This window comes from Psychrobacter sp. NPDC078501, from assembly GCF_044900935.1.
In the GTDB taxonomy this organism is placed as follows: domain Bacteria; phylum Pseudomonadota; class Gammaproteobacteria; order Pseudomonadales; family Moraxellaceae; genus Psychrobacter.
The window spans coordinates 439,184-460,212 of sequence record NZ_JBJDOS010000002.1 but is presented as its reverse complement, the minus strand read 5'-3'; the positions used below and the strand labels follow the sequence as shown (position 1 = coordinate 460,212).

16 protein-coding genes are annotated in these 21,029 nt (G+C 40.9%); 8 read left to right on the top strand and 8 right to left on the bottom strand.

All coding sequences use genetic code 11. The features are described 5' to 3' along the window. The first annotated feature begins 154 nt into the window (after nucleotides 1–154). Entirely contained in the window at nucleotides 155–1,072 is a 918-nt protein-coding gene (locus ACI2IW_RS04905) for a haloalkane dehalogenase (RefSeq protein ID WP_404692853.1), read from the top strand. 126 nt (nucleotides 1,073–1,198) lie between these two features. On the opposite strand, the gene ACI2IW_RS04900 is transcribed toward ACI2IW_RS04905, so the two are convergent. Together ACI2IW_RS04900 and ACI2IW_RS04895 are read right to left on the bottom strand one after the other, a co-directional pair. Next, nucleotides 1,199–1,783, bottom strand: coding sequence for a TetR/AcrR family transcriptional regulator (locus ACI2IW_RS04900; RefSeq protein ID WP_101205246.1), 585 nt, complete (start codon nucleotides 1,781–1,783; stop codon nucleotides 1,199–1,201). A 122-nt stretch (nucleotides 1,784–1,905) separates the two neighbouring features. Continuing rightward, complete coding sequence (locus ACI2IW_RS04895) at nucleotides 1,906–2,586, bottom strand: glutathione S-transferase family protein (RefSeq protein WP_102083151.1); 681 nt, start codon at nucleotides 2,584–2,586, stop codon at nucleotides 1,906–1,908. 389 nt (nucleotides 2,587–2,975) lie between these two features. Between ACI2IW_RS04895 and ACI2IW_RS04890 the strand changes: the two genes are divergently transcribed. The 7 genes from ACI2IW_RS04890 to ACI2IW_RS04860 all read left to right on the top strand — a co-directional run bounded on the left by ACI2IW_RS04890 (nucleotide 2,976) and on the right by ACI2IW_RS04860 (nucleotide 9,212). Beyond that, nucleotides 2,976–3,266 carry a putative quinol monooxygenase gene (locus ACI2IW_RS04890; RefSeq protein WP_404692852.1) on the top strand — a complete coding sequence of 97 codons (291 nt, stop codon included), beginning with the start codon at nucleotides 2,976–2,978 and terminating at the stop codon, nucleotides 3,264–3,266. 392 nt (nucleotides 3,267–3,658) lie between these two features. After that, on the top strand, nucleotides 3,659–4,213 hold the full coding sequence (locus ACI2IW_RS04885) for a carboxymuconolactone decarboxylase family protein (RefSeq protein WP_404692851.1): 555 nt from the start codon (nucleotides 3,659–3,661) through the stop codon (nucleotides 4,211–4,213). 110 nt (nucleotides 4,214–4,323) lie between these two features. After that, nucleotides 4,324–4,977: a DsbA family protein gene (locus tag ACI2IW_RS04880; protein WP_404692850.1), complete on the top strand. Its 654-nt coding sequence runs from the start codon at nucleotides 4,324–4,326 to the stop codon at nucleotides 4,975–4,977. Nucleotides 4,978–5,047: 70 nt separating this feature from the next. Then, on the top strand, nucleotides 5,048–5,935 hold the full coding sequence (yghU, locus tag ACI2IW_RS04875) for a glutathione-dependent disulfide-bond oxidoreductase (RefSeq protein ID WP_404692849.1): 888 nt from the start codon (nucleotides 5,048–5,050) through the stop codon (nucleotides 5,933–5,935). Between the two features lie 359 nt (nucleotides 5,936–6,294). After that, nucleotides 6,295–6,837 carry a peroxiredoxin-like family protein gene (locus tag ACI2IW_RS04870; protein WP_404692848.1) on the top strand — a complete coding sequence of 181 codons (543 nt, stop codon included), beginning with the start codon at nucleotides 6,295–6,297 and terminating at the stop codon, nucleotides 6,835–6,837. Between the two features lie 530 nt (nucleotides 6,838–7,367). After that, nucleotides 7,368–8,390, top strand: a complete 1,023-nt coding sequence (locus ACI2IW_RS04865) for an acyltransferase (protein WP_404692847.1) — start codon at nucleotides 7,368–7,370, stop codon at nucleotides 8,388–8,390. A gap of 87 nt (nucleotides 8,391–8,477) precedes the next feature. After that, on the top strand, nucleotides 8,478–9,212 hold the full coding sequence (locus ACI2IW_RS04860; RefSeq protein ID WP_404692846.1) for a hypothetical protein: 735 nt from the start codon (nucleotides 8,478–8,480) through the stop codon (nucleotides 9,210–9,212). Between the two features lie 115 nt (nucleotides 9,213–9,327). Here the strand turns inward: ACI2IW_RS04860 and ACI2IW_RS04855 are convergent, their stop codons facing one another. From ACI2IW_RS04855 to ACI2IW_RS04830, 6 genes are all read right to left on the bottom strand, one after another. Next, nucleotides 9,328–10,497 (bottom strand): HlyD family efflux transporter periplasmic adaptor subunit, encoded by a 1,170-nt coding sequence (locus ACI2IW_RS04855; protein WP_404692845.1) that lies wholly within the window; start codon nucleotides 10,495–10,497, stop codon nucleotides 9,328–9,330. Between the two features lie 2 nt (nucleotides 10,498–10,499). Next, nucleotides 10,500–12,824: a type I secretion system permease/ATPase gene (locus ACI2IW_RS04850; RefSeq protein ID WP_404692844.1), complete on the bottom strand. Its 2,325-nt coding sequence runs from the start codon at nucleotides 12,822–12,824 to the stop codon at nucleotides 10,500–10,502. Between the two features lie 74 nt (nucleotides 12,825–12,898). Continuing rightward, nucleotides 12,899–14,437, bottom strand: a complete 1,539-nt coding sequence (locus tag ACI2IW_RS04845) for a TolC family protein (RefSeq protein WP_404692843.1) — start codon at nucleotides 14,435–14,437, stop codon at nucleotides 12,899–12,901. 484 nt (nucleotides 14,438–14,921) lie between these two features. Next, the gene (locus ACI2IW_RS04840; protein WP_404692842.1) at nucleotides 14,922–18,761 is read right to left on the bottom strand and encodes a BapA/Bap/LapF family large adhesin; all 3,840 of its coding nucleotides are present in this window, start codon (nucleotides 18,759–18,761) and stop codon (nucleotides 14,922–14,924) included. Between the two features lie 84 nt (nucleotides 18,762–18,845). Beyond that, nucleotides 18,846–19,202, bottom strand: a complete 357-nt coding sequence (locus ACI2IW_RS04835) for a hypothetical protein (RefSeq protein ID WP_404692841.1) — start codon at nucleotides 19,200–19,202, stop codon at nucleotides 18,846–18,848. 1,086 nt (nucleotides 19,203–20,288) lie between these two features. Next, nucleotides 20,289–20,972: a cupin domain-containing protein gene (locus ACI2IW_RS04830; RefSeq protein ID WP_404692840.1), complete on the bottom strand. Its 684-nt coding sequence runs from the start codon at nucleotides 20,970–20,972 to the stop codon at nucleotides 20,289–20,291. Nucleotides 20,973–21,029 lie beyond the last annotated feature (57 nt).

Here is a 21,029-nt window from a genome sequence, read left to right as displayed (position 1 = left end):
ATTTTGAACGTTTAATCAATATAGATTATCGGCAGATAGCCTTATCGCTAGGATTACCAGTGATAGTCGAGTAGCACTCAGAGACTCACCCCTAGTAGACTGTCTAACACCTGTGCCAGAATGCACTGTTATTTTTCTAACCCAAGGATGATATATGAAAAAACTTAGGACACCTGATTCGTATTTTACTAACTTGCAAGATTACGATTTTGAACCGAACTATTTGATGGTCGATGATACAGAAGGTGGTGAGCTGCGCGTACACTACCTTGATGAAGGTCCAAGCGACGGCGACCCTATCTTGTTATTACATGGTGAGCCTTCTTGGTCTTATCTGTATCGTAAAGTCATTCCAATACTAACAGCAGCAGGACACCGCGTTATCGCGCCAGACCTTCCTGGTTTTGGACGTTCAGACAAACCTGCATCACGTACTGACTACACTTATCAGCGCCATGTCGATTGGATGCAATCGGTGCTTGATCAATTAGATTTAAAAAATATCACACTGTTTTGTCAAGATTGGGGCGGCTTAATCGGTCTACGTTTAGTAGCAGCGCATCCTGATAAATTCGATCGCGTTGCAGCAGGCAACACCATGCTACCGACTGGGGATCACGATCCGGGCGAAGGCTTTCGCAAGTGGCAGAATTTCTCTCAGGAGACGCCGCAGTTCAATGTAGCAGGCACCATCAAAAGCGGTACCACAACGACATTGTCTCAAGCCGTACTGGATGCTTACGATGCACCCTTCCCTGATGAGTCTTATAAAGAAGGCGCCAGACAGTTTCCTATCCTAGTGCCCACGACACCAGATGATCCTGCTTCAGAAGACAATCGTGCAGCTTGGGTCGTGCTGAGCAAATGGAGCAAGCCATTTATCACATTGTTTAGTGATTCTGACCCCGTAACTGGTGGCGGCGATCGCATCATGCAAAAGCTGATTCCGGGTACCAAAGGACAAAATCATACGACTATCACTAACGGCGGTCATTTCCTGCAAGAAGACCAAGGCGAAACGTTGGCTGAGCTTCTGCTGAAGTTCATCAATGACAATCCGAAAGCACAGTAATAGATAACAAAAACCCTGATTGCTAATGTACTAGAAATCAGGGTTTTTAGTAATACTATGATGATTGGTTAACGACAAAAGGCGCGAGCTGTCATAACTAAAAAATCTGCTTTTTATACAACCTTGCTATACGATATTTTTAAAAATATCATCGATATATTTCTCTACCGCATCATTGTCATTAGTGACCTGCGCATACGTCCTGAGACCTATAATTTGAATTTGGAAATAACGCGCCAGCTCAACTGGGTCTTTTTCTGCGCTAATCTCACCGCTATCAATGGCTTGTCCAAAGAGCACGGCAAACGATGCCTCTATACCTTCTAATATATTTGTCGCATGTGCGAGTAGATCTGGACTATCGTTTTGAGTAAGCTCAGCGACTGTCTTGACGATCATGCACATACCACTAGGCGCAGTAGCACTATTACAGACAATCACCGTATGGATAAAATGTTTTAAGCCATCTAACACTGTGTCTTTTTGCTCAATACAGTCGGCCAATCTCTTGGCACCATCTGCAGCATAGCGATTCAGTGACTCTGTAAATAGTTTATCTTTACTACCAAAAGCTGCATAAATACTACCTGGGTGCATATTCACCACATCTTGCAAGTTTCGCATTGATGTCGCATGATAGCCTTTCTCCCAATAGAGATTTTTTGCTTTTTCGATCACATCCTCACGATTGAACTTTATCGGAGCACTCATAATTTTCACCTTAATATCTTTGCCTTAAAATCTATTTTAAGGCAAAGTTTGTAGAATCAACCTTAGTTACTGGTTTTAATCACTTTTTATATTATAAAACTTATTAAGTCTCTTTGCTTCGATTAACTATTTTTATCAAAGTTTTGCGGATAAAGTGCGCGTGCAGCAACATCATCAAACTCAGTTTTGAAATCAATACCTTTAGGAATGTCACGGGCTTTTTGTACCGCTGGACGAGCATTAATGCTATCAAACCAACGCTTTAGATTTGGATAGTTATCCAAGCCGCCTTCGCCTAGCACGACAGTCGCCTTATCAATCCAGCCCCAAGTAGAAATATCAGCGATTGAGTAGCTCTCACCAACCATATATTCACGGCCTTCTAGATGCGTATCTAGCACTTCATAATGACGCTCGGCCTCACGAAGGTAGCGATTAATCGCATACGGGATTTTTTCTGGCGCTTTATGTCTAAAGTGAACAGATTGACCAGAAAAAGGGCCTAATCCAGATGCTACAAACATTAGCCACGACAGCATCTCGCTACGATCTTCTGGTTGTCCTGCCAGCTTTCCTGTTTTTTCAGAAAGATACATCAAGATAGCCGTAGAATCAAACACGCGTTTGCCATCATCTTCTAGCGCAGGCGTTTTGCCGTTTGGGTTAATAGCGCGGTACTCAGGTGTATGCTGCTCACCTTTTAACGTATCTACTGCCACAAGTTCATAAGGCAGCCCAGTTTCTTCAAGAAACAATGCTACTTTCATTGGGTTTGGCGTTTGATGAAAATAAAATTTAAGCATAACTTTATCCTATTAGAAGACAGTCGTCTAATGACTATCAAATCTGGTGACTATAGTCATTCCACTATAAAAATATTACTGCGTTAACCTCGCTTGAAGTATTAAATATACATCTACGTTCGGTTGCCTTGTACTACTTTTAAATTGAATCGACTATATACTAATGACTATAAAAGCTGTAATGAGATAACAAAAATAGACGTCGAAATTTGAAGCACATTTTTATTGTCTGATATACACTATAACCACAAATGAACGGTCGTTCAAGTAGTGTTATATATTGATATAATAAACACAGTGTCGATATAACTCTGTTCGCATATAGACTCTTTTACCAACAGTCACACTCAAAACTCATCTAACCATCCCACCAATTCCAAGGATTAGAAATGACTACATTAACCGTCATCGCCCATATAACAGCAAAGGACGATAGCATCGCTCTCGTAAAAGCTGAGCTCGAAAAACTCATACCAGCTACTCGCAGCGAAGAAGGCTGTATTCGTTATGATTTGTTCCAAGATAATGAGAAACCCACTCACTTTATGTTTCATGAAAGCTGGGCCACCCGCGAGCTATGGCAAATCCATATGGAAAACGAACATCTAAAAGATTTTTCCACCGCAACAGAAAGCGCGGTTGAATCATTCGTTCTACATGAGATGACTGAAGTTAAGTAATCTCGATTCACTCAGTCATTTCAATAAGCTTTGTCCGTAATACTAGAGAAAATAACGTTATTAACGCTAACAATCACTTTTTTACCGTTATTTTCTCTTATTACTTACACAGTGTTACCTTATTAAGGTACTGATATTAATAGAATAATATGTATTACGCAGAGGAATGTAATTAAGCCATTACAATTTACTTGAACGATTACTCAAATAATTATTGAGCGATTGCTCAATATCATTTATAGTAGTCTCTATTGACTCGTTGACTAAGCAAAGTTGCTAATTTTGAGTAACTACTCAAGCCAATAATTAAATGTAAATCAGCGATTGCTTTGAAGCGAGCATGAAAACTCTAAAACACACTAAATCTCAAACCTATTATTAGGAAGTATATTATGACCGAATTTACTCTACACGATAAAGACACAGCCCCAGCAGAAAGCAAAGACTTACTTGATTCTTCTATCAAAGCATTTGGCATGGTACCTAACCTACACGCCGTGATGGCTGAAGCGCCTGGCTTGCTAGAAGGCTATCAAAAGCTACATCAACTGTTTTTAGACAGCAGTTTTGATGACGAAGAAACCACGGTTGTATGGCAAACTATCAACGTTGAACATGCTTGTCATTACTGTGTGCCTGCGCATACTGGTATTGCTAAGAGCATGAAAGTAGATGACGCTATCACGGATGCATTACGTGATGAAACGCCACTACCAACTGAAAAATTGGAAGCATTGCGTACCTTCACACTATCTGTAGTCCGTAATCGTGGTAACGTTGATGACAGCGCGGTTCAAGCGTTTTTAGATGCAGGCTACACTAAGCGCCAAATTCTTGAAGTTATCCTTGGTGCTGCTCAAAAAGTAATGAGCAACTACACGAACCACCTAGCTAACACACCAATTGACAAACCATTCCAGAAATTTGAATGGCACAAAGCTGACTAATATGTTTTTCAGCTAATGCTGACACAGTCCATTTGATGTTTTCATACTGTTGTTCGAAACATCTTCGGGCAGCAGTTTTTCATTTTAATTTATCGCTAATGAGAGATCCTATGGAACAGGCAAAAAAACCCTTACAAATAGACATCGTGTCAGACGTTGTATGCCCTTGGTGCGCTATCGGTTATAGTCAACTAGCTGAGGCACTAAAACAAACCAACACGTCGCATGAGATTCATTGGCACCCATTTGAGTTAAATCCTAATACGCCGCATGAAGGACGAAACTATCGTGAGCATATTATGGAGAAGTACGGTACAACTGCTGAGGACGTTAAAGAGAACCGAGCTAGAATGACAGCAGCAGGTGCAGAAGCTGGATTTAATTTTCAGTTTACCGATGATTTTCGTACCTACAATACTTTTAATGCGCATCAGTTACTGCATTGGGCTGATCAGAAAGGACGTATGCACGACCTAAAACAAGCATTGTTCGTTGCGCATTTCGTTGATAATAAAAACGTGGCTGATAGTACCGTACTGGCAGACGTCGCAGCAGATATTGGGCTCGATCGTGTTGAGGCGCTTGCCGTTATCGCAGATCAACGCTTTGCCAATGTGATACGTGAAGCCGTACAGCACTCAAAGCAGCAAGGTGTTCAAAGCGTACCATCCGTTATCTTTAACGGTCAGCATCTAGTGAGCGGCGCACAAGGTGTAGAAAACTACAAAAACATCTTAAAGCAACTAGCAGACATGCCAGAATAAAAACAATAAACTGGATCTGATTTACCAATTACCCCCTACTGAGCACAGTATATAAAAAGGTATCATCATTATGTCAAACTCTAATCATTACGAGCCACCCAGCGTCTGGACATGGGATGCAGAAAGCGGCGGCAAGTGGGCAAGTGTCAACCGCCCTATCGCTGGTCCAACGCATGAAGCAGAACTACCTCGCGGCAAACACCCTTTGCAGATCTACTCAATGGGCACCCCTAACGGCCAAAAAGTCACCATTATGGTCGAAGAGTTACTGGCGTTAGGGGTGACAGAAGCTGAGTACGACGCGCACCTGATTCAAATTGGTGAAGGTGGACAGTTCTCATCAGGTTTCGTTGAGCTAAATCCAAACTCAAAAATTCCTGTGCTTTTGGATACAGAGACTGGTAGCCGTGTGTTTGAGAGTGGCGCTATTTTGTTTTATCTTGCCGAAAAATTCGGAAAACTACTGCCTAAAGATGCAGCAGCACGCACTGAAGTCATGAATTGGCTCTTCTGGTTACAAGGTTCTGCTCCTTACTTGGGCGGCGGTTTTGGACATTTCTACTTTTATGCGCCAGAAAAATTTGAGTACCCTATCAATCGATTCACGATGGAAGTAAAACGCCAGTTAGATGTACTAGAACGTGAGCTTGCAGAAAATCGCTATCTAGGTGGCGATGAGTATACGATTGCAGATATCGCCACTTGGCCTTGGTATGGCAATCTAATACTAGGTGAAGCATACAATGCAGGAGAGTTCCTACAAGTTGAGAGCTACCCAAATGTACGTCGCTGGGCAACTGAGATTTTAGAGCGTCCTGCTGTGCAACGTGGTCGCAAGGTAAACCGCACTTGGAGTGAACCTGCTGAGCAATTACACGAACGTCATGACGCCTCAGATTTTGAGCTAAAAACTCAAGATAAATTAGACGCTCAGACAACTGAAGAAGCAAAAAAATAGACGCTTTGTCTATGACTTACTGGGGCGTGTCCTCATTTTAAAAATGGTGATAAAAATGAAATAAATTGCCGTCAAACGAGGAAAATAGTGCAGATAATATCGAGATATTAACCAACTATTTGACGATGTTTGGCAAAATTTAGCTGTTTTTAGCCCATTTAGAGAACACTCGTTTGAATTGAGGACACGCCCTAGCTTACTTAAGTAGTATTATTGAGCAATTTTAAAGGTAATGTTAACTTTTCCTGTTACTACTTGGGACTACTGTAAACATCCCATACTTTTGCACTTAAGACTGCTAATGTAAGGCTGTTAAATAACAACCAACCATAAAAATACTATTAAAAAGGATAAGAACTATGTCAACAGATTATGCTCAAAAAATTCAAGCCGGTACTACGTTTCCTGAAACGGAAGTACAAGTATTAAACGGTGAAATGACTTCATTAGGCAAACCCGAAAACGGTCATGACTGGAAACTGGTCGTTGTATACCGTGGTAAGCACTGCCCAATCTGCACAAAATATCTAAATACCTTAGAGACAGTAAAACAGTCTTTCTATGACGTTGGTGTCGATATCATCGCAGTATCTGCAGACAGCAAAGAGCAGTTAGAAGGTCATCTAGATCAAATAGATGTTAGCTTCCCTATGGCTTATGGTCTGACTATCGAACAGATGAATACGCTAGGTTTATACATCTCTGACCCACGTTCAGAAAAAGAAACTGATCATCCTTTCGCTGAACCTGCTGTATTCGTTATCAATGCTGAAGGAAAAGTACATATCGTTGATATCTCGAACGCACCGTTCTCTAGACCAGATCTTGAAACCTTGGCAAACGGTCTGGCTTTTGTTAGAAACCCAGAAAACAACTACCCTATCCGTGGTATGCACGGCTAATTAATATAGTAAATATAGAGTGTTGATTCACTCGATTATTTAGCTGATTACTATCTAACCAGTTAAATTGCAAAGGGCGTATCGAGATAATTCTTGATACGCCCTTTTTTTATTTATTGATAACCTATCTGCTATCAAACGTAGTCGCTTCATATCTAATTTCATTAATCTTTGCTCAGTACTAATGTGTGAGTAGCACTGTGAATCTATAAAAAGAGGTTCTAGACGAAACTCATAGACTAGCCAGCATATAAGGGCTATATTTGAGCTCGAAATATTATCATAGACACTTGCCTTTTAAGTAATCTATATTTTCTTTTTCATCGGTTTATTTTTATAAATAAAAAAGACTGTTTTTATAGTTTGGGTTACATCTTGCTTCGGGCAAATCTTAATACAATTGTACGTTCTGATTTATCAATGCTGTTTATTATTTGTTGTTAACACTCGTACACTGAGATTGATTTCTGCTAAAATCATGCAGCAACATTATCAATATCTCATCATAGGTATGAGTAAAAGGATTCGATATGCGATTGAAATCAATCGTTCAAAAACTACATGAACGCGCTCCAAAATTAGGCAAAGCTGCTTCACTAACGACGGCAACCAGCGTTATCACTTTTAATAGCATGTTAGCTGGCCTGCCTGTCTGGGTAATGGGTGCTACCAAGGCCATCACCGGTGCTGCCATCGCTGACAAAGCCGTTATCGACGTGACGAACTATTGGATCAATAGCAACAATGCATTGATCGATAACGTATTACCAAGCAAAGACTGGCGCATTAACTTACCTGATGATGTGCATACCAACGGTAAGTATCTACTGGTGAGCAATCATCAGTCATGGGTTGATACCAGTATCGTGCAATATATCAGCGAAAAACGTTTGCCACTGACGCGCTTTTTTACCAAGTTTGAGCTCATATACATCCCTGTCATTGGTCAGGCTTTCTACTTTCTCGACTTTCCTATGATGCGTCGACATTCAAAAGAAGCCATCGCTAAAAACCCTGCACTAAAGGGTAAGGATATCGAAGAAGCGAAACGAGCGTGTGCGTTGCTCAAGGACAAGCCTTTTACGCTATTGAACTATCTAGAAGGGACTCGCTTCACCCCTAGCAAACATGATAAACAAGAATCCCCTTATACGCATTTACTTAAACCACGCGCTGGCGGGTTATCACTGGCTATGAGTGCCTTAGGGGAAGAGATTGATGGGATTTTGGACATGACGATTATCTACCCTGATGGTGTACCCACTTATAGCGATCTATGGAAAGGCAATATCAAACGTTTAGGCGTCGATGTGCGACATATTGAGATACCCAAAGACCTGTTTACTGCGATCAAAAACGGCGGTTATGAAACAGATGAAGCGATAAAAGCGCAGATGTTTGATTGGGTAGAGCAAATATGGCATCAAAAAGATCAGCTAATCACAGAGATGCTGGCTGACTTTGAGAGCAATGAATTTGAGACCAATGACCTTGAGAACAACGACTCTGGAAATAGAGACTCTGAAATTAAAGATAATATTGAACAGGCTTAGCCTCTTCTCTCTACCAACAATCCCAATTATTTGATAACCTCAAGGTGTATCGCACGTGTACTAATATGATAAAGGTAAAGCCATATAATGATGAAGTTCCGTGAAAAATGGTTTTGGGCATTGTGTCTTGCAGTATTAGTACACGTTGGGGTTTTCTTTGTTTTCTATCTCAACACTCATCAGACGGATTCAGTAGAAGTAGCGGATAGCCAAACGAACTCGACTGAACCTATTGCTATCAACAATGTAGATCTACCTGAAAAGGTCTATACCACTACTGTCACCAGCACTAAGACATCTAATGACACTAACGACAATGTAGAAGACACGGTCAATAAAAAATCTGAGATTGGTGATAAGTCTGAAGCATCTCAGCTAGCAAGTAATGATGAGCAAATAACCAACGTAGAAAGCAGAAAAGCACCCTCTTCTCCAGCGACCAACAACGTCGATGATAAACCCAAAAAACCAGCTTCTATATCGATAGAATCAGTGCAAGCAAACAAAACTCCTTTGCAAAAGGAAGAGACGCCAAATGCCCAAACCGATAGCAATACCCAGTCTATAGTTGCGAACACTGATGATAAATTGGAAGAGATTAGAAACAATGCAAGCTTATTGGATATAGACGTTCCTGCTCAAAAAAGTAACGTCAAAATAGATAAAGACTATCTTTCAGCAAAATCTGAAGTGGAAGCGATAAACGATCAATTGAGTGCCGCTATCAACGAAGTCAAAAAGCGTAACCAGCAGAAAATTGATGAGCAACAACAGTTAAGAAATGAGGCGAATAGCCAAAGACTTCCTGAAAACTCTAACTAAGACTATAAGAGTTATGAGTAGTAGCACAATTAGACTCAATACCTCTACATAAAAAAACCCCAGCGATTAACTGGGGTTTTTATTATCTTATCAATAAACACTCAATATTAAACTATTAGCGCTCACCCAAACCTTCTGATAAGGTTTTGGTAATTGGCTTAGTTAAATAAGACAATACCGTACGTTCCATCGCTTTAATATCGACAGAAGCTGTCATACCAGGTTTGATGACAATCTCATCACCGCGCCCTTTAAATTCAGCACCATTAATCACAATTAATACACGGTAGTAAGGCTCTTCGCCTTTAGGTGTTTGCTCCATTAGCGTGTCTGGACTGATATAATTGACCGTCCCTTTCATGGCTCCAAAGATAGAGTAATCATAAGCATCGAGCTTAACCGTCGCTTCTTGACCTTCTTTGACATAAGCAATATCAGCAGGACTGACCTTGGCATCTATAACCAAGTCACTACTGGTCGGTAAAATCTGCATAATGACCTCGCCTGGCTTAACAACACCGCCAATAGTGGTCACGTTGATGTTCTTAATTTTACCTTCTGTGGGCGCCATTAAGCGTTTCTCTTCAAGTACTTGTGCCCGATCTCGCAATTGCTCAAGCTCTGTATCTAACTCTTCTTGAGCCTTTGTCATTTCAGCCTGTGCTTCTTCAAAGTACTTATTGCGCTTGTTATTAATCTGCGCTTCGATATCAGCAACTTGGCGACTGAGTTTGATGACATCAGCTTGACTGACATCGCCATATTTTAATAAAGGCTCATTCATACGCAATTCTTGACGTGCCAGCACTAGCATTTTCTCAAGAGAAGAGACTTCCTCGTTGATAGCTTGACGACGTCTGTTGTATAGCGCCCTTTGGTTTTGCACGTACTCAGGATAGTCCTGTACCCCTTTAGGAAATACCAACGGTTTTTCAAAAATCTCAGCATTTAGTCTTGCTAACTTAGCAGTCAATGCAGCTGTTTTAGAAGCGGAATTATCAACAGCTGCTTTAGCACGCTCTTCCTCCAACACTACCAATAATTGACCTGCCTTAACCTCTTCACCTTCTGTGACAGCCAGCTGAGTCAATACGCCGCCTTCTGACGCTTGGATTTCTTGCGTTCGAGCACTGGCGATTACCGTTGCTTGCGCACGGGTCACTTGGTCAATCTTGGCAAATGAGGCCCAGACAATTAAAGTGACGATCCCGATTAATGCTATCCAAATACTCAACCTTGAACGATTAACCTGTGGTTTAGTGGATGTGTACTTATACTCTGACATGCCTACTTCCCTTGATCGTCTGTTGAATGTTGAGCACTGATGGGTTTTACACTGATATTTCTAACTCTAGAGGTAGCAGGCTTATTTTCGTCGGCACCTTCTTTTGACGGTTGATTGGCTTTGTTAACTATTTTACCTTTTTGCTGCACGGTGGTTTTATTTTTTGCTTGATCGTTTTTTCTGAGCTCATCAAGTACAGCTTGTTTTGGACCATCGATAATAATACGCTGGTTATCCATAATGATCAGCCGATCTACCAAGTCTAGCAATGCTGTCTTGTGGGTCGAAACAATAAATGTTTGCCCTTTCGTCAACTCCTGACGTAGCACTTGTAGACAGCGCTGCTCTTGTCGATTATCCATGGAAGCCGTTGGCTCGTCTAGCAAAAACACATCTGGCTTAGTCAGCAGCAAACGGGTAAATGCCACCAGTTGCTTTTGTCCACCTGATAGGCCTTTACCGCCTTCACTGATCGGTAGGTCAAGACCACTTGAATGACTGGATACTAAGTTGATTAACCCTGTCCTGTTTAAAGTCTCTTGAAGGACATCATCATTGGGCGCTGCCATACCGATTAATAGGTTCTCACGCAGGGTTCCTTGGAACAATCGATGATCTTGTTGCAGATAACCCAAGCGCTCACTAAGTGTCTCACGGCTGATCTGATGTATATCAAGTCCGTCTAACAACACGCGTCCTTCCGTTGGTGCATACAGTCCTGCTAGCACCTTAAGCAAGGTAGATTTACCTGAGCCAATAGGCCCAAGTATCGCTATACGCTCTCCTGGTTTAATCGATAGTTGCGGAACCGTAATGGCTGGTCGATCGTTGCCTTGGTAATTGAACGACAATCCATCGCACTGATACGCGCCTTTTATATGCGTAGGCGATAATGGATATGCAACGCCTTGGTTGTCTTGCTCTAGTGCAAACAGACTCTCGATATTCATTTTGGCGGCTTTGGCATGAGCATACTGTACTAGCAGATTGGGTATCGCCATAACAGGCGCCAACACTCTACCACCAAGTATCGAGCAGGCAATCAGTCCGCCCATTGTCATATCACCTTGCATAACGACAAATGACCCGACTATCACGATACCAACGTAGCTTACTTGCTGTAGCATCTGCGTAAAATACGTTAAGTTGTCATTGGCATGCTTCATATCCAAGTCGTTTTTGATGGTGACATCCATCACGTCCAACCAACGCGAGAGAAACTTCCAGCTGCCTGCCCCAGCTTTTATTGTCTCGACGCCTTCCACAGCTTCTACTAACAGACCTGTCTTATAATAAGAAGCAGTCGCGCCCTCTGATGCAATGGCATCGATGCGTTTGCGTGCAATTAGCCCCATCGTAATTGCAATTACTGCCGCTATTACTGGCACAACAGCGACTAATGGTGAGCCAATAAAAGCCACTAAGCTGATAAAAATAATGGTCATTGGCAAATCGACTAAACCAAAAAGCGTGCTCGCCGTAAAAAAGCTACGTACCTGCTCATAACCACGTAATTGTGCTGCCATAGAGCCAACTGACCCCGGCATTTGGTCGATACGTACTTTGAGTAGACGTTGGAATACTTCTCGAGATAGATACTGGTCTAGACCGACGACGACCTTATCCATGATTCTTGAGCGCGAAAACTTCATGAATGCTTCAAACATGATCACTAAGAAGACGCCACTGGCTAAAATGATTAGCGTGTATTCACTACGCGTTGGTATGACACGGTCATAAACCTGCATAGAAAATAGAGAAACGGCTAATGCCAACATGTTAATCAGGAAAGTGGCGATAACGGCTTCAGCTAAAATACCTTTATAATTACCCAAATCAGACTTTAACAGATCAGAAAATGAGGCTTTCCGCTGTTTAATATGATCTTCTTTTAGACGAATACGCATGACCAAGGTCAACTCTTCGGCACGCGTATGTACCTGCTGGTTTGCTTGTCTAAAGTTCCAGCTTTTTTGCGGCGTTTGGCTATCAATCACACCCCAACCTAAATCCGTTCGATACGCTAGTAAGGGCAAAAAAGCGGCATCAGGTTGCTCTAGTATTTCTGGTGTATCGGTTATGCCAATGCCTTGTAATACTGCAATGACACCGCCTAACTCATGAATACTTTGACCTTGTCTGTCCGACTGCTCACTATGACGTTTGACGACATCATGGAGCCGTATATTGTCTACTGGATAGCCTTGCTGTCCGAGTAAATGCTTAATCGCATCAGTCAGCGTTTCGGTCAGATCAACCTGCTCTGAGTGTTGCAGCTCATGGTGGTCAACAGACTGAGACGATGTCTTTTGTAATTGTGCACTCATATTAATCGCTTATTTAATATTTTAGATGGTTGCGTATGTAGGATAATTTACGCCTATTTATATGACTTTCTGATTTACTTATTTGTCATATTCTCTTGATCAGTTATCGGCGTAATACTGTAATCATCATTTAACATGAGATACTCACCATTGTTCAAACTTTGCTCTGCCGTCGCGGGCAGCTTAATATCGATATATTCTTCTGCTGAATTGTTTCCATAACCGAAATGACTACTAGTGTTGTTTTTGTCTTGTTTATTGAGCCATTGCTTGACAGAATTTGCTGGGCTAAACAAAGTCACTGGGTCGCGATTATGAGAAAACTGCTGCCACTGCATGATGCCAAAATCTACTTGTAGACTGTAAAATGCACCCAACATTTCTGCGCGAGTTTGTACCAGCTGGACTTGATAATCGTTATGCTCACGGACAGCGTTTAGTACTTCAAGCCATGACTTGCGTCCTGCGATGAATTGCCGACGATAAGAGCTGACCACAATCTGCGCCCCTGCTACAGCAGCAACCAACGAGGTTTCCCTGTCTTTGGCACTGACAAACTGCTGGTATTGTACTTGAATGTTCTCGATGACATTACGGCGTGCGGCTTCTTGGTTTTGTACTAGGCTATTGACCTCTGCCTGTGAGGCTCGTGCTAGCGCAAAATTGGAAAATCCAGCGCCTGGTGCATAGCTCAATCCCACTGAGAACTTACCATCGTTTTCGTTATCTTCATGATAGTAAGCATGCTCATATTGGGCATAAATGGTTGGGTAACGAGCCGCTTGCTGTGCTTCGACACCTTGCTTAGCGGACTCAATCTGGAAGTGTTCTTTGACGACGGTAGGATTGTAAAAGCCAGCTCTATCGAATGCCATTCTTTCAAAGTCAACGGATTGCTGCTTGGCTTGATTTACCAATACCTTAAGGTTTGGTATGCTCGTGACACTCATCTGAGACAGTGGTTGACCAATGATTTGTTCTAGCCTAGCAGCGGCGATACGTTGCTGCTCAACTGCCGCTTGATAAGATGTTTGCTCTTGTAGGATACGGTTAGTCACCAGATCAAGCTCAATACGAGCCGATACACCTTGACCAACGCGACGCTGCATCATGGCTTCAAAATCATTCAGCTCTTTTAAATTCTCTACATGGACACTTTGCGTAGCGACGGCTTGGATATAGCTTTGCCAAGCATCAATTGTTGTTTTGGCCACTAGGTTTTGCTGCTCATAGATATACTCTACAGCAGCTTTATCATCGAATATGGCTTGATTGACATCTGCGGTGAGCTTACCCCCTGTCCATAAGGGCTGGCGAATAGTCACCTCTGAGACAAAGTCATTGTCTCTATCGTAACCTGAGCTTACGCTTGGTGTTGGTAAAAGATTTAATTTGGCCGCATTAATTCCCTCGGTAGTTGCTTGTTGACTCGCTCGAGCCGACCCTACTAAAGGGTGCGTTTGAATTGCTTGCGCCACTAGGCTATTGATTTGGAAATCTGCTACTGCTGCGTGTGAAGTCACTGTAAAACATATACCAGTCGCCAAAGCGGTCATAAAATGGCGCACTGAAATACTACGAAGTAACTGCTTACGATTTGACGAATTTTTCATATTAGTTTTCAGCGATCAGCTCTATGAATGTTTTTTGAATAAATGTTGATCTTTTATGCACTAAACCTTACTAAAACTTACCTTATAAGGCAATAAGATAATAATTTAAATAAAGTCTAATGTACTCTACGGAGTAGAACTGTGCATAACGGAAGTTTATTTAGTCATCGTAAATAGTGTAATACTCAACATAAAATGTCTTGAGTAAATCATAACCTTAAAATATAAGATAAATGATAGTAAAACTGCTCATAAAATGCATTTTGCAACTTCAAGATAAACAATATGAAATAGCAATTAGTTGAATAAAATGCATAGCGTATCGTCCAAATTCTGCTGTGACAGAATCTCTCTTTTAGTTGTATGCTCTAGAATTTTTTAGGTTAATTATCTATATTTCATATGTATAATTCATTAAATAGATAGTGCAAAAAACGCCTCCATTTTGGAAGCGTTTCTTATGTCAAACTTTGATCAGCCAGTATTAAATAACAGTGATATCCGTATCAATATAAATTTGCTTAGAGGTATCATTCCCTAATTGCCATACATCGTATCCAGTATCAGGGGCAGCTCCGACGTTTGACCAAGTACCACCTACATCACTAAGATCATTGCCATTACTACCCAAATCTACTGTATCATCACTGCCCCCTCTTACATAGATAGGATTCGTGGTTCCTGCGTTGATAACATCTGCTGCTTGAACTAGCAGTGTATTGGCACCTGTACCGCCAATATCGAGCGCCTCCGTTTGGAAGATATCAGATAGACTTAGCGTCTGGCCTGATCCGGTTAGGTTGATAGTATCGAAGCCATCTCCTAGATTGATCAATGACACATCAGAGATATTATAGGCAATATCAACGACGTCATCACCGCTCGTTCCAATCAAATTGACTCTACCACCAGCTTCTGCTCCCCAGTTAATGCTACCCAACAAATCATCAAGATCGGTTGCATCTACTTCCAACATCTCTTCAAACTCAGAGTTACCATTACGATCTACCATGAGAATACCATTCTCATATTTCAGGTAGTTACCGATATTACCTAGCGTTTGGTTACCGTCAAGCAAGCCAGTAATATCAATCTGATCGCCTTGTTGAGCGTTGAAGTCGCTCCAAGTATCAACACCGTTATTACCATTACCGCCATTTATACCATTTAATTTATCAAAGACTAAAGTGTCGGCTCCTATGCCCATGACAAAACTGTCATCTGCAGCAGAACTAACCGCAATATCATCAAACTCAGTGGCGGTGATGCCTTTACCAACATTGAGCTCTAGGGTAGCGGTTTCTTTACCGCCAGTCACAGAAGTCGTCTCGTAGGTAAAGCGTTCAACTCCAAAACTTTCGCCGTTTGGTAAGTAGCTATAGCTACCATTTTTATTAACTGTCAAGGTGCCATACAAGCCTTCGATATCAATCGATTCTGCACCTTGATTTGGATCACTAACGAATACAGACTTACCACCCACTTTTAGCGTACTAATATTGTCCCGCCCTTGATCATTGTCATTACCATCAATCAAGGAACCAGTAACAGCAGAGACCACTGTAGATGTATAATCTTCTGAATGAATAACTGTGGCATTAAAATCTATACTCTGCAGGCTACCTCTGCTAGTAGTGATCGTAAGCACATAATCACCTGCTGGCAAATCAGGTAATGAAGAACTCAATGATGCATTTGTCGTTCCACCTTCTACTGACTCAGTAAAGAGCTCGTTAGTTGTAGTATTCAATAAAGTATATTTAATAGTTATCTTAGAACCAAGAGCATTAAGGGAACTTGCGGTCGCCTCCACCTCAACAGGAGCAGCGGCATCATGTTCAGCAACTGTGAATGTTTTAGAATAAGGGTTATTAATACTAGTAAATAAACCATCCTCTTCTTCATACTTAATTGTCGAGATGACATTACTTTCCTGCACTGTGACGTTATTGAAATCATCAACCGCAGTATGAGTGCTGATTTTGATATTCAATGTGGCAACAGCGACCACACCATTTGCATCTTTAGTCACTAGATTGAAAGATTCTACTTCTCCATAAGGCGGCACCCAGTCAGGACCTGCATCAGTAGGTTTTGCGACAGTATAATCGTAGGTGCCATCAATATTAATTGTTAAGCTGCCATCCTCACCTTGCACGACCGTAGGTTCGTTTGACTCCATTATCTGATCGTCCACTTTAAGTAATACAATGCCTGCATCGTCAGTTGCATCTTTGCCAGCGATCGAACCAGTAAAAGTAGAGGGATCATTGTAGTCAAGGAGTTTATCCGCAGTAACCTTCAGTACAGTGCCACCAGCTACACCTATACCGTCACCAGCAATCAATATGGCTCTATAATTGCCTTCGCCAAACTGTAACTCTAATGGGTCAGAGGTCCTGCCACCAGCTACAGGTGCTCTAAACCAGTCGTCTTCTAGATGCACTTGAACGAAATTGCCTGTTGACTCGTCCTGTCTATAAACAATCAGATCGTAATCAACAGCTAATGAAAGCAATCCAAAACCTGTACCTTCAAAGGTCAATTCACGTACTTGGTTATCACCGACAGTGAATTGCATGACGCCCGAACCACTTAAAGCAGCTGCATCAAGAATTGGCCCTAGTATTCCTATATTAGCAATACTAAACCCTGATGCATCGACGATCGTAGAATCTGTCGTATCAAAGACAACGCTTGGCACAATATCTACTACAAGGCTCTCATCTATTTTAACTTGATTATCAACCGGTAAGATATTCAATTGAATAGTAAGATCTGCAGAAGAGCTATTACCATCAGGTGATGTCACAGTATAGGTAAAGCTATCCTCGCTGCCATACGGACCACGGAAACTGCTATCCACTTCATACTCATAACTGCCATCAGAGAATATTGTCAGCGTACCGTATTCTCCTTGAATAGTCTCCTCACCTTCTACGAGCGGTTTTTCACCATTGACCGACGTAATTGAGGTAACCGTCGCATTCGTCGGTAGTTCATCATAACCAAAGCTTGCATCGACATCGTCTAGCACATTCCCTGTAATAGAGCCGCTGACCGCTGTTGCTTGAGAATAGTCCAAAACAGTATCAGAGAGAAAGTTTAAGGTGTAATTAGTGAGCGCAGAGACACCTTCACCACTAGACATAACAAACAGCCACTCTCCTTCATCCAAGCTAAAATCGGTCTCTTGAAATGCGCCGCCTAATAAGTAAGATACTACCCAGTCTTCTTTTACTTCCTGTAACTCCCATTCATTTGTAGACTCATTCAATTTGTACAAGCTCAAATCTATGGTACTCAGAACTTGAACTCCAAGTGCTGCACCTTGAACTCTAACTTCTCGTACTTGATCTTCACCTACTTCAAGTACCACTGAGTTGGCAATAACATCATCAAGCACACCTGCATTTAATACTGGGCCTAAACCTACATTAACCACGGTAAAACCAGTTTTATTCAGATCACTTGGTGTCAGATTCTCAGTTTCTAAAGGTGTAGCTGTTAGTTGAAAGTCAACGAAATTATCAGCCGCTGCAATGATTTCGTTAGTGTCAACGGTAAAGTCAACAGCCGCACTTGTCACACTGCTATTACCCGCCACATCGGTCACGACGGCTGTCACACTATAATCACCATCGGCAGTTATGCCATCTTCTACATTATTTTGAATGGTGACAATGGCCACACCGTTACCAATACTTGCATCAAGATCATCTTCAGTCACTTCATAGTCGATAGTGATCGGAACTCCGCCATCAGGAGTGACGGTCAGCGTCACAGTGTCGCCTGCAACTGTACCCGTTGGTAAGGTGACATTAACTTGAACACCATTTTCAAATTCTGACGCACTTACTCCACCAGCTTCGTCATCAGAAAGGGCTACAATAGGCGCCACTGGATCAGCATCTTCTTGTTCTCCAGGGGCAATGGTATCAACAGTGCCAACTGTTTCCGACAGCTCATCTGACTTATTACCAGCTACATCTGTAATACTTGCCGTTACGTCAAGCGTTTCACCTTCTGCTGGTGCGTTGATTTTAACAGTTACGTTTTTATTCTCGATGTCATCATTAGTCAATTTTTGCTTGATACCATTAACAGTAATAATGTCTCCAACAGATGCATTATCAGGTAAACCGATAATTACATCTACTTTGCCATTGTCATCGATCTCAGCAGCATTAATAAAGGCATCGTCATTACCAACATAAATATCAGTTGGTGCATCAGGCGCGGTGGTGTCTACTGGTGCGCTATCGTTATCATCACCGCCCCCTAAAGCCGCTGCCGCCACACCAACACCTGCTAGACCCAACAACCATGGTAAAGCCGCAAAACCTTCAGCTTCTGTGGCCCCAACCCACCAAGGATTTATTTGTGTATCTCCAGCTAATGATTGACTTTAAGCTTCACCCATTTGTAGTTCAGTGACATAGTCTGTCACGTCACCTGTATCAGGAAGATAGTAGTAATAGCCACCATCTTCAGCAATACCTATTAATGCACTATCTGCATTATCATAAAACCCTTCAATAATGAGGTCTGGGCCCTGTCCATCATTTTCAAAAGAAATATGAAGGTTTTTATCTACTCTTTTAGTAACAACACTATTTGGTGCACGATTAACGGTTGTATCAAGCAGCTCGTAATTAGTTCTATTAACAGCTTTAATCACTGTAGGCGTTTCATTTTTTAAGACCACTGCATGCTCAGCAACTGTCTCAACTTTATTATTAACTTTCACAATTATAGTATTCATAAAACCATCCTTGATTGACTAATTTTGACCAAATATAAACACAGCTGTTCGATAAAATATTAATATTTCATAAGGCGATAATAAAAAACACTTCTAAATCATTTTTTTCAAAGAACTTTGGTTAACTGCACTTGTAAAAATTTATTTATATATAAAGCTAACTATTCTCTATCTTTTACTAAAACTTAACTGAAATCCTGACTAAATAGCCAGCTCTCTCACAATCTTCTACAAACCTCTCATTAAAAAAACTTTACTATATATCTTATTGTTTAAAATAATTTAACAAATCATTTAGATTCAAAAAAAAACGAATATAGAAACAAAATATTCTCTAAGTTATGACTGTACTATAAAAGAAGTACCAACCTTCCTTAATAACGCATTCTATCAACAAAAATCTAATTAACAAACAGTTTATAGAACTTTTGTTAATTATCGTTAGACTCTGTAAATATTCATTTTTAGTCAGAAATTACTTGAACACCTTTCATATTAAGATTCTGATATGTTTTGTGCTATTACTTTTATAATAATACGCTAGGTTTATAGGTCAACATAGTTTCTTTATTAAATTGTAAACAATACTCTATTATACAAATATAATCTTATTTTTACAGAGTACATAATTCTTGAATCAACTTGTATAGGTACGTTTCAGTAGTTAAGGTCATAGATAAAGATTGAAACTGATAAAGGAATAAAATTATAATAAATATTTTTTGTAAACTAAGATTTTTTAATAAATAGATAGCAAGGAAATAAATAATATTTATTCTCATTTCTTATAAAAATAAATAGAATTTTTGATGGTAAAAAGACAAGATTAGCCAAAAGCGCTGTTTAAAATCACTTTATTTAATCGCTTAGGCTAATTTTCTAGAAGAAGCTATTTGGAAGGTTAGAATTTTTCGAAGACAGATAGGAAAAGATGATACTTGGTATCTTTTTTGATGAAGTTCACACAAAAACGAGTATTACTTATAATATATTAATTTTATGAAGTGATAATTTGGTACGTCATAATTAAGAATTAAAAGTACCAAATTATTTTTATATTTTGTCTATACAATTAATAAGTACTATTTAAGTTTCTTCAATGTCTAAACCAATCACATGATTAAGATGGCCGGTTTTTAAGTATATGGTTGCGCCCTCTATTCCTGCTTTTATTTGTACATTTGCATCTATCGGTAGGCGTATCCAACTATCCTGCTGATATACCTGTCCACCCTCTATTAGCTCACCTGCTACAACTAATATTTCTGCACCGCCATGGACTGTCTCGGTGAATAGCAACTCGCCTGCATCGATACGCTGTAGACTAACGTGCTCTACCCCATCAGAAAAAAGCGGGCAGACAGTACGATTACCTTGTTGCTGCCAATTAGCATCATTATAAGTGTCGATAGCCACGTGCTGCGTTTCGTCAGACGACATTTGCCGTAACTTGACGAAAATAACAGCACCTTCTTCACTATAAGGCCGATGACCTGAAGACGGCGGGTTACGTAGATACCAACCTGCTGGATAATGAGTGTCATCTGCAGAAAAAGTGCCTGACAATACTAAAATCTCTTCGCCGCCTGGATGCATATGATGCGGGAAGTAAGAGTTTGGCGCGTAACGCACAAGACTGGTAGCACGAGCTTTCTCCGCACCCACACGATCAAGCATGACACGCTCCACACCATTTTGTGGTGACTTAATCCATTGATGTGCTTCAGGGATTAATGAAGCGCGTTGTGAAAAATCTGCATTAATTAGCATAGAGTATTCCAAAGGTATTAAATGATTAGGGCGTACCCACAATATAAAACTGAGGAC